Annotated in this window: 11 protein-coding genes, 1 pseudogene and 1 riboswitch; of the genes and pseudogenes, 3 read left to right on the top strand and 9 right to left on the bottom strand. The window is 70.5% G+C overall.

The window, feature by feature from the left end; translation table 11 throughout:
- Positions 1-26: 26 nt before the first annotated feature.
- The 4 genes from OG937_03220 to OG937_03205 all read right to left on the bottom strand — a co-directional run bounded on the left by OG937_03220 (position 27) and on the right by OG937_03205 (position 3,885).
- Positions 27-1,268: a CoA transferase gene (locus tag OG937_03220; GenBank protein ID WUD70759.1), complete on the bottom strand. Its 1,242-nt coding sequence runs from the start codon at positions 1,266-1,268 to the stop codon at positions 27-29.
- Positions 1,265-2,491, bottom strand: a complete 1,227-nt coding sequence (locus OG937_03215) for an acyl-CoA dehydrogenase family protein (protein WUD70758.1) — start codon at positions 2,489-2,491, stop codon at positions 1,265-1,267. The genes OG937_03220 and OG937_03215 overlap by 4 nt, the downstream gene beginning before the upstream one ends.
- 384 nt (positions 2,492-2,875) lie before the next feature.
- Positions 2,876-3,541 (bottom strand): nucleotidyl transferase AbiEii/AbiGii toxin family protein, encoded by a 666-nt coding sequence (locus OG937_03210; GenBank protein WUD70757.1) that lies wholly within the window; start codon positions 3,539-3,541, stop codon positions 2,876-2,878.
- Positions 3,538-3,885: a transcriptional regulator gene (locus tag OG937_03205; protein ID WUD70756.1), complete on the bottom strand. Its 348-nt coding sequence runs from the start codon at positions 3,883-3,885 to the stop codon at positions 3,538-3,540. The genes OG937_03210 and OG937_03205 overlap by 4 nt, the downstream gene beginning before the upstream one ends.
- Before the next feature lie 177 nt (positions 3,886-4,062).
- A riboswitch (TPP riboswitch) is annotated at positions 4,063-4,156 on the top strand.
- On the opposite strand from OG937_03205, the gene OG937_03200 reads away from it, so the two are divergent.
- The 3 genes from OG937_03200 (at position 4,147) to thiE (ending at position 7,119) form a co-directional block, all read left to right on the top strand.
- A complete protein-coding gene (locus tag OG937_03200) occupies positions 4,147-5,553 on the top strand; it encodes a cytosine permease (GenBank protein ID WUD70755.1) in 1,407 nt (468 codons plus the stop codon). (Overlaps the previous riboswitch by 10 nt.)
- Before the next feature lie 70 nt (positions 5,554-5,623).
- Positions 5,624-6,433, top strand: coding sequence for a hydroxyethylthiazole kinase (thiM, locus tag OG937_03195; GenBank protein WUD70754.1), 810 nt, complete (start codon positions 5,624-5,626; stop codon positions 6,431-6,433).
- Between the two features lie 5 nt (positions 6,434-6,438).
- Positions 6,439-7,119, top strand: a complete 681-nt coding sequence (thiE, locus tag OG937_03190) for a thiamine phosphate synthase (GenBank protein ID WUD70753.1) — start codon at positions 6,439-6,441, stop codon at positions 7,117-7,119.
- A gap of 284 nt (positions 7,120-7,403) precedes the next feature.
- Here thiE and OG937_03185 read toward each other — a convergent pair whose 3' ends face one another.
- From OG937_03185 to OG937_03165, 5 genes and pseudogenes are all read right to left on the bottom strand, one after another.
- Positions 7,404-7,565: a hypothetical protein gene (locus OG937_03185; GenBank protein ID WUD70752.1), complete on the bottom strand. Its 162-nt coding sequence runs from the start codon at positions 7,563-7,565 to the stop codon at positions 7,404-7,406.
- Between the two features lie 454 nt (positions 7,566-8,019).
- Entirely contained in the window at positions 8,020-9,120 is a 1,101-nt protein-coding gene (locus OG937_03180; protein ID WUD70751.1) for a Gfo/Idh/MocA family oxidoreductase, read from the bottom strand.
- Positions 9,121-9,185: 65 nt separating this feature from the next.
- Positions 9,186-9,797, bottom strand: a complete 612-nt coding sequence (locus tag OG937_03175) for a nuclear transport factor 2 family protein (GenBank protein WUD70750.1) — start codon at positions 9,795-9,797, stop codon at positions 9,186-9,188.
- A gap of 680 nt (positions 9,798-10,477) precedes the next feature.
- A complete protein-coding gene (locus OG937_03170) occupies positions 10,478-10,864 on the bottom strand; it encodes a helix-turn-helix transcriptional regulator (GenBank protein ID WUD70749.1) in 387 nt (128 codons plus the stop codon).
- A gap of 259 nt (positions 10,865-11,123) precedes the next feature.
- A pseudogene (locus OG937_03165) lies at positions 11,124-11,498 on the bottom strand (LLM class flavin-dependent oxidoreductase).
- Positions 11,499-11,519: the final 21 nt, after the last annotated feature.

Here is an 11,519-nt window from a genome sequence, read left to right as displayed (position 1 = left end):
GGCGTGGCGTTCGTGGAGCACGATGATCATCGTGGCGCCTGCGTTTGCGTCGTGCCGGGGATCGCTCCCCGGGCGCGCAGCTCGGCGATCTCGGCGGGGCCGAATCCCAGCTCGGCGAGGATCTCGTCGGTGTGCTCGCCCAGGTCCGGCGCACGCTTCGCCGGCACCTTCGGCACCCCTCGCAGGTTGACCGGGCTGCTGATGGTTTCCGTGAGCCCGGTCACTCCTTCCAGCGGCACCACGATGTCGTTCGCGCGCAGCTGCGGGTCCCGCGCGACCTCCTCAGGGGTCTGGATGAGGCTGTGGGTGACGCGTTCTCGTCCCAGGGCGTCCTTCCAGTGGGCGAAGGGCCGCGCGCGGAACTCGGCGTCGAGCAGCTCGCTCAGCGCGGCGGCGTTCTCGATGACCCCCTCGACGTCGGCGAAACGCGGGTCCTCCAGCAGCTCGGGGCGCCCGATGGCCCGCGTCAGTCCCGGCCAGTGCGGGGGAGACGCGACCAGCATGAACCACTCGTCGTCCGCGGTCCGGTAGGGGTTGACCAGCGGATTCGCCGGCGCCTTCCGGTCGTGCAGCTCGAACGGCGTGCCCCCGGCGAGCGCGCCGGCCACGAGCGTTCCCGTGGCCCAGACGCCCGCGGCGAGCAACGACGTCCCGACACTGGCCCCTTGTCCCGTGCGCTCACGGCGGTAGAGGGCGGTCACGATCGCCGCGTAGACGGCGATCGCCGACATGTAGTCGCCGCTGCCCCAGACCGGCACCGTCGGCGGTGCTCCCGCGTCCCGGGTGGAGGCCAGCAGCCCGCTGCGCGACCAGGCGGCGGTCAGGTCGAAGCCCGGCTGCCCGGCGTCGGGGCCGGTGTCCCCGAAGCCGGTGATGTCGGCGTAGACGACCCGCGGGTTCCAGCCCGCGACCTCGTCGTAGCCGAGGTGCAGTCTCTCGCGGGTGCCGTGCGGGAAGTTGGTGATCACCACATCGGCCCACTCGACGAGGCGCTTGAGGATCCCGGTGGCCGCCGGGGACTTCAGGTCGATCACCATGCCGCGCTTGTTGCGGTTGGCGAGGTGCCAGCTGTAGTTGGCCTGTGCCTGGGGACTGGGCGGCACGGAGCCCAGTCGACGCTGGGGATCGCCCTTCCCCGGCGGCTCGATCTTGATGACGTCGGCTCCGAAGTCGGAGAGCATGGTGGCCGCGGCCGGTGCCGCGATGAAGCTCGATGCGTCGAGGACCTTCAGCCCGGTGAACACGGATTCGGTGGTCAACTTCGTCACCTCGTGAAGGCGCTCAGGCCGTCGGTCACGGCACGTCCGACGATGAGGGTCTGGATCTCGCGCGTGCCCTCGTACGAGTAGATGGCCTCGGCGTCGGCGACGAACCGGCCGATCTTGTAGTCGAGGATGATGCCGTTGCCGGCCAGCAGTTCGCGTGCCCATCCCACGGTCTCCCGCATCCGCACGGTGCAGTAGGCCTTCGCCAGCGAGGACTGCTCGTCCCGGTACACCCCGGAGTCCTGCAGCTGGGCCAGCCGCGTCACCATCCCGCACGACGCCGTGGCATTGCCGAGCATCTTCACCAGCAGGTCCTGCATCAGCTGGAAGCCTCCGATGGGCCGGCCGAACTGCTCCCGCTGCTTGGCGTACTCCAGGGCGATCTCGTAGGCGCCGAACATGATGCCCACCGCCTGCCACGCCACCCCGCTGCGGGTCCGGCGCAGGATCTCCGCGGTGTCCTTGAACGAACGGGCGTTCTGCAGCCGGTCGGTTTCGGGAACACGGCAGCCGTCGAGCACGATGTCGGCGTTCTGCACGATCCGCAGCGCCATCTTGTTCTCGATCTTCGTCGCGGTGAACCCGGGGGTGTCCTTCTCCACGACGAAGCCCAGCACGTGACGGGTCTCGACGTCGCGGGCCCAGATGACGACCAGGTCGGCGAACGTCGCGTTGCCGATCCACCGCTTCGCGCCGTCGAGGATCCATCCGTCGCCGTCCCGGCGGGCGGTCGTCTGCAGCCCGCCGGCCACGTCGGAGCCGCCGTGCGGCTCGGTCAACCCGAAGGCGCCGATCTTCTCGAAGCGGCTCATCGCCGGCAGCCACCTCTGCCGCTGTTCCTCGGAGCCGCAGGCGAGGATGGTGCCCATGGCCAGACCCGTGTGCACGCCGAAGAACGTCGCCACCGAGGCGTCGGCATGGGCGAGCTCCAAGGCCATGAGACCCGCGAAGAGGTTGCTCGGCCTGGATTCCGTCGAGTCCGGGTCGGCCCAGTCCACAAGCCCGAGCCTCCCGAAGCCTTCGACCAACTGGAAGGGGAACTCGGCCCGGGCCCAGTGGTCGTCGACGATCGGGGCGACCTGCGTGCGGAGGAACTCGCGGACGGACTCGACCTTCTCCCGTTCCCGGTCCGACAGCAGTTCCTCGTAGGCGTAGAAGTCTGCGGGCAGCAGCCCTTCGCCCAGGTAGGGACCGGACGGTGCCGGCAAGGTCGTGGTGCCGCTCATGGCAATCTCCCTCAAGCGCTGTGGGGCCTGGCCCGCGAGATCCGCGCCCGCCGGCGTTCTCAGCCCCCGGCTTTTCGGATCCGAGCGCGATTAAACGCGGATCCGGAGCGGCGCCCCCGGATCCGCGGCGCCCAGGGTGGTGGTGTCGCCGCGGACCACCCGAGTGGCCCGTCGCCGACGGTGCGGGAGGGACGAGGCAGGATGCGGGAACTGCCGGAACGTCATGTCGGGTGGTGGTGCGCAGGAGCCGCTGCGTGGCGCTTCGGCACGGCGCCTGCCGGGCCAGGCACAGTGGACCGCACGTGCGGCTGGTCCACGGCTGCCGGTGCTTCCACGGGCGAAGCGTCCGGTTTCCGCGACCGAGCCTGCCGTCGGTGAGGGCGGTCAGCCGTCGAGCGGTTGCTCGTGGAGACGGGCGGTGAGATCGTCGGCCCATCTCTGGGCCCATCGGCGCAATTCGCTGATCGCGGGCTCGGTGAGACCGTAGGCGGCGAATTCGGTGTCGTCGATCCAGTCTGCGCCGCCCAGCCGGGCCAGAAGGTCCTCCAGGTCGAAGGCGTCGCGGGCGTGGCGGCGGCCGAGCGCTTCGAGCTCGATCGAGGACCACAGGTGGGCTGCGGCACGGACGTCGATGAGGTCCCGGGCGATTCCGCGGTCGGCCAGTGCGCGGACCTTGGTACCTACCACGTCTTCGAGGGACAGGACCCGTCCGTGTTCGGTGATCACGGCGGGGTGGGTGAGGACTTCCTTGAGGATTTCGAGCTCGCATTCCTCACCACTGTCCGGGTCGGTCACGGTGAGACGTGCGGCCAGCGGATCCGTTTCCACGACGCGTACCTGCCAGCCGCGGTCGCGAAGCCCGGCGGTGACGGTCGCGGCGATCTGGTCCATCGGGTCGTTGTTGTCCGTGGCGACGTCGAGGTCCTGGCTGAGCCGTTGGACCAGGCCGTGCGCCTGCACCGCGTAGCCACCCGTGAGGACCAGGGGGTACGGACTGCCGATGGTGAGGACGTCCGCCAGCAGCCGGCGGTGCAGTGGATCGAGGTTCACGCTGCTCGAGACGCCCGAGTGGGGAGTTCGCTGAACGCGGCTTCCCAGACGTCGCGGATGTCGTGGCTGATCAGCGTGCGAAGCACGGGCCAGAGGTTGATGAGAAGGTCCCGGTCGAGGTAGCGGACCAAGTCGTCGTGGAGGCCCTCGGCCAGGACGGTCCGGTAGCAACTCATACGCAACCGCGGCTGGTCCAGATCGAACTCCGTCAGGCCCGACCAGGCCAGGTGCAGCGGCAGGGCGACCGTCCCGTGCGCGGGTCCCCGCAGAGCGGACAGCTCCGCGGGCAGCCGCCTGCGGAACCGATCGCGGCGCAGCTCTGTGGTGTTGGACGTCGATGCCATGCCCCGATTATTTCCCAGCCTGCGGTACCGGGGCCACAAACCCGCCGATCCGTGACGGGCGCTGTCGCCGTGACCGTCACGCCGCCCCAGGCGCCGGGCGAACGCTCGCCAACGGGTCCCTGCCGGAGGCCGCCCCGCCGACGCGCCGGGCAACGCCGTCGGGTTAGTCTGTCCCCCGTACCGGACACGGGGTGCCCCGCCGAGGGCTGAGATCACACCCGTCGAACCTGAACCAGTTCGTACTGGCGGAGGGATGTCTCCATGCCATTGGCGCATGTTCCCGGCGGTCTGCCCGCCGACAGCCGACAGACCGTCTTCGACGGGCGCATGCCGGCGGCCGCCGGCGATCTCCGGATCGAAGCGCACGGCATACGACCGGTCCCCGAGAGCAACCGCTACGGCGGCCCGGGGCGCCTGTTCACCGTGTGGTTCGCCCCCAACCTCACCATGACCGGCGTGTTCACCGGCACCATCGGCATCGTCCTCGGGCTGGACTTCGCCACCGCGCTCACCGCCGTGGTGCTCGGCACCGTGATCGGGGCGATACCCACCGCCTACCTGGGCACCTGGGGGAGCCGGACCGGCGCCGGGCAGCTGCCGCTGGCCCGGCTCGCCTTCGGCCGGGCCGTCGCGCTACCCGGCGTCCTGCAGTGGCTGTCCTCGGTCGCCTGGGACGCGCTGATCGGACTCTTCGGCGGGGACGCGCTGGCGCGGCTGTGCGGCCTGCCCTTCTGGCTCGGGGTCCTGATCATGATGCTCGGCCAAGGCGCTCTCGGCGTCCTGGGCTACGAGGCCATCCACCGGCTCCAGATCGTCATGACCTTCGTGCTCGCCGTCGCCTTCGCCCTGATCGCCTGGAAGCTGCTCGACGGCGTCGACCCCGCGGTCACCGGCTCCGCCCACGGCGCCGACCGGGGCGGGGCGTTCGTCCTGACCAGCACCATCGCGCTGAGCCTGTCCCTGTCCTGGGCCCCCTACGCCAGCGACTTCAGCCGCTACCTGCCACGGACCACCTCGCGCTCGCGCATGTTCTGGTTCACCCTGGCGGGCCTGGTGGTGTCCTTCGTGGCCGTCCAGGTCCTCGGGCTGTGGGGCGCGTCCGTCCTGACCGACCAGACCGCCGCAGGTGTGGCCGATCTGCTGGGCGGCGGGCCGCTCGGGGCGTTCGGACTGCTCGCCGTGGCCCTGGCGGCGCTGTGTAGCAACGCCATGAACGACTACAGCGGATCCCTGGCCCTGCAGACCGTCGGCGTACGCGTTCCCCGCCCGGCGGCGGCCGCCTTCGCCGCGGTGCTCGGCTTCCCCCTGGTGCTGTGGATGCACGCCGCCGACACCACCGCCCGCTTCCAGAACGTGCTGCTGTTCGTCGGCTACTGGATCCCCGGTTTCGTGGCGATCGTCATCGTCGACTGGCTGGTCCGGGCACGGGCACGGGCGGGCGCGGAGATCGACCTCGCCGCCGAGACCGGCCGGCCGCAGCCCGGCCTGCCCGCCGTGGTCGCGTTCGTGGCCGCCTTCGCCGCGGCCGTGCCGTTCATGGACACCACGCTGTACGTCGGCCCGGTGGCCGAGGCCCTGCACGGCGCGGACCTGTCGTACTACGTGGCCTTCCTCGTGGCCCTCGCGGTGTACACCCCGCTGCGGCTCCGCCGGCGCTCGCGTCCCTGAGCCGCCGCGTCGCAAACCGCCGACCGTCGCAGGCGCCCGCACACGTCCGTCCCCCAAGGAGCGACACCGCATGCCCCCGACTCCCGCCGATCACACCGCCTTCGACGCGCAGGCGCTCACGCGCGTACGGGACCACTCCCCGCTGGTCCAGTGCCTGACCAACTCGGTGGTGACGGGGTTCACCGCCAACGTCCTGCTGGCGCTGGGCGCCTCACCCGCCATGGTCGACATCCCGGGGGAGGCCGGACCGTTCGCCCAGGTCGCCTCGGGGGTCCTGGTCAACCTCGGCACCCCGCACGCCGAGCAGCGCACCGCCATGGTCGAGGCCGCGCAGGCGGCTGCCCCGGCCGGCACCCCGTGGGTGCTCGACCCGGTGGCGGTCGGTGCGCTGCCCGTGCGCACCGCGCTGGCACGCGAGCTCCTCGAACTGCGGCCGACGGTCGTACGGGGCAACGCCTCGGAGATCATCGCGCTGGCGGGAGCGGGCGGCGGCGGTCGCGGAGTGGACTCCTCCGACGGCGTCGAGGCGGCGGAGGAGACGGCACAGCGCCTGGCCGGCGCGACCGGCGGCGTGGTCGCCGTCTCCGGACCCGTGGACTTCATCACCGACGGCGTGCGTACGGCCCGCATCGCCAACGGAGACGCCCTGCTCACCCGGGTGACCGGCGGGGGCTGCGCACTGGGCGCGGTGATGGCCGCCTACGCGGCGGTGGACGAGGACCGGTTCGCCTCGACGGTGGCGGCCGTCACCACCTACACGGTCGCCGCCGAACTGGCCGCGAAGAGGGCTGCCGGTCCCGGCAGTTTCGCCGTCGAGTTCCTGGACGCGCTCGCCGCGCTGCGGGAGTCCGACATCGCCGAGCGGGCGGCCGTGTCATGACGGTGATGCCGGTCGATCTGTCGGTCTACCTGGTCACGGACGCGGACCAGTGCCGGGCCCGGGACCGCGGTGTTGCCGAGACGGTCGCCCAGGCGGTGGCGGGCGGTGTCACCGCGGTGCAGATCCGCGAGAAGCACGCCGACGGCGGTGCCTTCCTGCGCGCGGTCACGGAAGTGGCCGCGGTCCTCCCGGAGCGCGTGGCGTTGATCGTCAACGACCGGGTGGACGTGTTCCTGGCCGCCCGCGCCGGGGGCATCCGCGTGTCGGGCGTCCACATCGGGCAGTCGGACCTGCCTCCGGGCGCCGTCCGCGAACTGATCGGACCGCACGCGGTCCTGGGCCTCAGCGCCGCCACCTCCGGGGAACTGCGCGCCGCCGCCCAGGATCCGGCAGGCGTCCACCACGTCGGCATCGGCGCGCTGCACGCGACCCTGACCAAGGCGGACGCCCCGCCCTCGCTCGGCCTTGACGGCTTCGCCCGCCTCGCCCGGCTCAGCGCACTGCCCGCCGTGGCCATCGGCGGCGTGACCCCGGCCGACCTTCCGCGACTGCGGGAGGTCGGGGCAGCGGGAGCGGCCGTCGTGTCCGGCATCTGCGCCGCCGAGGACCCCCGTGCCGCGGCCCGCGCGTACGCCCTCGCCTGGGGCCGTGTGCCGACCCGGAGCCGGGAGAGGCACCTCGCCTGACGGTGCGAATCCGCAGGCCAGTTGATCGCTCGGCTTAGCGCAGGACCGACAAGGAGATCGGCTCGGTGAACGGTCCGTATCGGGCACGATTCCAGCGCCGTGCCTACACCAGCCAATCCAAAATCAATTGTTCCCGTCGATCCCCATAAACCAACTGAGTATCGTGATCGGCCCGCAGCTTCGGTAGAGCTTCCGCCTCTACCCCAGTGCCGGCTCGGCGTGCTGCGTTGGCGCGGGCATGGAGCCGGCCCCACCAGCATCACTGCGGCGGTCGACGTGCCCGGCTACACCCGGGGCTCGGCCCTGGAGTTCGACAGAATCACCGCCGGGATCATCTCCCGCGCGAACGCCTTGAAGGGCACGGAGGTCGCGCTGCGCGCGGCCGACCAGCGGCGCCTGCCGCAGCAGAGCCCGCCGGGGACGCCGCGGGACGTGGTGCTGTGCATACGTGTCTTCTCCGTCGTGGTCGTTGCATGGCTCTCGGAAGTGACGCCGCCGTTGGGAGACATTCGGTTTGCCGCCTCTCGCCTCGGCCCCGGCACGGGACCTGCCGGCGCCTCGAGCTGAGGGCTGGCTCAACTGAGTGAGTCGGGAGGTCCCGAGTCGGAATGTCGCCAACGGTGCCGACACAATCTTCGTCCGTCAATCGGATGGTAAGTGGCTAATCCCTGGTTAGTGACGTTTGGCGTGTCCCCGCGTGCCATGGCAGTCGGCTCCTGGCAGGGTGCGTCATCCCAGGCGAGGGGCATCGGCGCCGGCACGGGCGAACCCGCCCCACACTCTTGGCGCCCAGCCTGGTGATGGTGTGGAGCCGGCGCCGATGCAATAGCGAGCGTTCGTTAAAGTTTTGCCTCAGAGCTGTCCGTACCCCAAGGGAGCGAAAGGGCGTACCTCGCGAGGTCAGCCGAGGATCTGCGCGGTCTGCTGCCGGGACGAGTTGCCAATGGCGTCCATCAGCTCGTGGCGTGTGTGGGCGTAGGTGAAGTCCGGGGCTGTGTGGGTGCCTTCGCGGAGGTCCCGTCCCAGGTGGGTGTAGAGCGCGGCGACGTTCCTGGCGGGGCCGACGAGGCTGTCGGGGATACCGGCGGAGTACTCGGCGGGCACGTCGAGCTTGGCCACGATGGCATCTTCGCCGAAGCCGGCCTGGAGCGTGAGGTCGGTGACCTGGATGTTGCCCCAGGGAGCGGTCAGGACGATGTCGCCGTCGGTGCCGTTGATCTCCCAGCGGAAGTTGTCTCCGCGAGAGGCGCCGCCGCGGTAGAAGACCGAGGCCGCGGCGCCGTTCTCCAGGGTGCCTATGACCGAGATCTGGTCCGGGGCGGTCACCGGGACGATGGTGTTGCCGTCATCGGTCACGGTCACCTCCGTGCGGCCTCGCACGAGGTTGGCCGACAGGTGGTCGAATTCTCCGAGGGTGACGTTGAGTGCGTCGATGGCGTGCAGGGCAGCGCCGGACAGGGGGGTGGCGCCCTGGGTCTCGTCGTACCAGTAAGTGTGGGCCTTGGTGGTCTGCCCGTTCCAGACCATGCCGGAGGCGACGAGGGAGGTGCCGATGACCCGGCCGATCCTGCCGTCCTGGATCAGATCGCGCACGTAGCGCAGTTCGGGGTGGAAGCGCCCCTGCAGGCCGATGGCGGTGTGCACCCCGGCGGCCTCGGCGCGCCGGGTGAGCTCGGTGGCCTCCGCCAGGTTCAGAGCCAGCGGCCACTCGCTGTAGACGGTCTTGCCGGCGTCGATCGCGGCGGAGATGAGTTCCCGGTGGTGGGGGACCTTGACCGCCACCACGACGACGTCTATTCCAGGGTGGGCCACGAGGTCGGCGTGGTTGTCGTAGGCCGCCTCGATGCCGAACTCCCGCATGGCCGCCTCTGCGGACTCGCGGCGGGAGGTGCTGACGGCGCGCAGTGTGAAGTCCGGCAGTGCCTTGAGGGCGGGGATGTGGCTGATGGAGGCCCAGCCGCCCGGGCTGCCGCCGATGATGCCGACACCGATGGTGCTCATGTTGTACTCCTGTGAGACGGGCTGTGAGACGGGCCCTGTGCGGGCCGAGGGGGAAGTGGTTGGTGTTACTTCTTCGCTGCGGTGGACGGCGTCCAGTTGGGGACGGTGTCCACCCGGAACCGGGACAGCACGGTGCTGGAGATGTACCAGTGGCCGTGGATCCGCTGATAGGTGTCGCGGTACTCGCCGTAGCCATGGAAGCCGTTCTTGTAGCTGGATCCGGCCGGGAAGCTCACGTAGTCCTCCATCGCCCAGATCGCCGTGGCACGGTTTCCGTGCACCTGGATCTCGGGCAGGAAGCCCTGGTGGGCGGTGGGGGCGTTCCCCAGGAGCGCTGCCGTCTTCTCGGCGAGCTCCTTGCCGCTGCTGTACTTCGCGCCCACGTCGATGGTGGGGTGGGCGGTGAAGAGAGCGGCCAGCTTGGACCACTGCTTGCTGTCGAGGTAGCGGAAGTAGCGCGCCTTCACCTGGCGGATGTCCTCGATGTCGGCGAGCCGCTGCACAGTGGCCGCGTTGTGTGCCGCAGCGGACTGCGCCGGGTGGTACGCGGCGGATGCGGGCTGGGAGGCCCAGGCGGCCGCGCCCGCGCCCCCGCCGGCCAGCAGCGCGGCCACGGCGGCTGCGCCGACCACACGCGAACGCCATGCGGAGGGCGTGCGGGATTCCTGCTTGCTCATGCTGTGTCCTTTCGGCGCCGCATCCGTGCGCGGGCGACGGTCGTTGAGTTCCGGGCCTGTGGGCTACCGACTTGGCGCTCACCGAGGAAGCGCCGCACTACCGGTCGGTCGCGACCCGGTCACGTCAGCCAGTGAACCTTATGTGGAACGATGCGTCAAAAAAATCGTCCGAATTTCCTGCCTCAGATGGGGGAATATTTGTAGCGATCGTTCGAGAGGGGGTACGGCTCTTACGAGATCGTCGGCGATAGAGCTGATGAACCTGTCGCCTCGACGCCACCCACGCGGGTCGCTGACGCAGTGAGTCGACCGCCCAACCGGCCGGCCGGCGACTCGATAGGGGTCCGGACGCCCGGTCGGCCCTCGCGTGCCCATGGGGGTGTCGTGTCGCCGGCCGTGACGGTACCCGCGGGGCTCTCGCCGGGTGCACGGCCGTCGGTCTGCCCGATGCGGGTATCGGGAGGGAGACCGCGGAGGCAGCGAGAGCGGCGAGTGCGAGTGTGGCGAACGCCCAGGTGCAGCCGCTTTCCGCAGGCAGCCCGCTCGGGGGAGTGTGCCCGGTGATGATGTTGCCCACGATGGCGGTGCCGAAAGCCCCGCCAATGGTTTACACGGAGGGAAAACGACGGGTGCGGGTGTCTCCGCCACCGTTGGCGGCAGTGTGCCGCTGCCCCAAGCGGTCAGCCGGGGCGGTGGACGGGTGATTGTGCCGCGCCCGCCCGGACGGAGCGGTGGGCCATCCACTGGGCCAGGGGTTGGAGTGCGCTCAGCAGTGATTGGCCGTCCGGGGTCAGGCTGTAACGGATCTGCACGGGCGTGGTCGGCATCACCGTGCGCTCGATCAGTCCCTCGGCGGCCAGCTCCTTCAGGCGCTGCGTCAGTAGGCGGTCGGAAATACCACCGACCATCGCTCGGAACTCCCCGTGGCGCCGGGCCCCATGTGCGGCGGCCGCCAGAATTCCTCCTGTCCAACGTCGCCCGACAAGCTCCAGCGCGCCCAGCAGATTCGGACAGGTGCTGTCGTCGATGGTGCGTTCCTTGCACTGCGCGGATGGTGAAGCGGGCATTCCGGAAACTCCCATTGAGGTAGGTTGCCTGCTGACGGGGACTGAGGGCCGGGCAGAGATTCAGCACACCTCCGGGCACCGGACGGCAGGGCACGTCGTTGCACGACGGTTGCCGTGTCTGAATCTCGCAGTGGCATCCGCCCTGCTGCTGCCGTTGTCAACGAGACCGGGACGAGCGCCGTTTTCGACTCCTCGGAAAGGACAACTGTGGGGCAGCGCGTTCCCTTCCCCCGATGGGTAGGCCGAGGGCGCTTGTCACTCAGCCGGGCGTCGCACATGCCGGGAGCAGCCGGACGTAGTCCCCGCGATGCCAGCGGGTGACCACGGAGGGCATCGCACCACTACGCCGCTTGTCCTGGAAACGCAGGGAGCCGTGCTCGCCGCTTTGCCGGGCGCCGCGGAGGATGTCGATCGCCTCGTCGAGCGCCTCGACGCCCTGCCCAGGGCTGAGACGGGGGCCGCCCATGCAGTGCACGGCGTCGGGGAAGGCGCCCGCGCCGAGTCCGAACTCGAACCGGCCCCCGGACAGGATGTCGAGGCTCGCCGCCGTCCGGGCGAGCATCGCCGGTGGTCGCAGGGGCAGGTTTGTGACGTTCGCCGAGACGTGGATGCGGCTGGTTCGGGCCGCGACCCAACGAGAGCTCCGATGGGCAGG

Origin of the sequence: Streptomyces sp. NBC_00510 (genome assembly GCA_036013505.1) — a bacterium.
Classification (GTDB): Bacteria; Actinomycetota; Actinomycetes; order Streptomycetales; family Streptomycetaceae; genus Actinacidiphila.
The sequence above is the reverse complement of the archived record's forward strand: the minus strand, read 5'-3'. Positions and strand labels throughout refer to the sequence as shown.

Bases quoted from the DNA above. Each gene is read 5' to 3' on its own strand.
- OG937_03215 (WUD70758.1), bottom strand. From the start codon at position 2,491: ATGAGCGGCACCACGACCTTGCCGGCACCGTCCGGTCCCTACCTGGGC.
- OG937_03205 (WUD70756.1), bottom strand. From the start codon at position 3,885: ATGGCATCGACGTCCAACACCACAGAGCTGCGCCGCGATCGGTTCCGC.
- OG937_03200 (WUD70755.1), top strand. From the start codon at position 4,147: ATGCCATTGGCGCATGTTCCCGGCGGTCTGCCCGCCGACAGCCGACAG.
- thiM (WUD70754.1), top strand. From the start codon at position 5,624: ATGCCCCCGACTCCCGCCGATCACACCGCCTTCGACGCGCAGGCGCTC.
- thiE (WUD70753.1), top strand. From the start codon at position 6,439: ATGCCGGTCGATCTGTCGGTCTACCTGGTCACGGACGCGGACCAGTGC.
- OG937_03185 (WUD70752.1), bottom strand. From the start codon at position 7,565: ATGCACAGCACCACGTCCCGCGGCGTCCCCGGCGGGCTCTGCTGCGGC.
- OG937_03180 (WUD70751.1), bottom strand. From the start codon at position 9,120: ATGAGCACCATCGGTGTCGGCATCATCGGCGGCAGCCCGGGCGGCTGG.
- OG937_03175 (WUD70750.1), bottom strand. From the start codon at position 9,797: ATGAGCAAGCAGGAATCCCGCACGCCCTCCGCATGGCGTTCGCGTGTG.
- OG937_03170 (WUD70749.1), bottom strand. From the start codon at position 10,864: ATGCCCGCTTCACCATCCGCGCAGTGCAAGGAACGCACCATCGACGAC.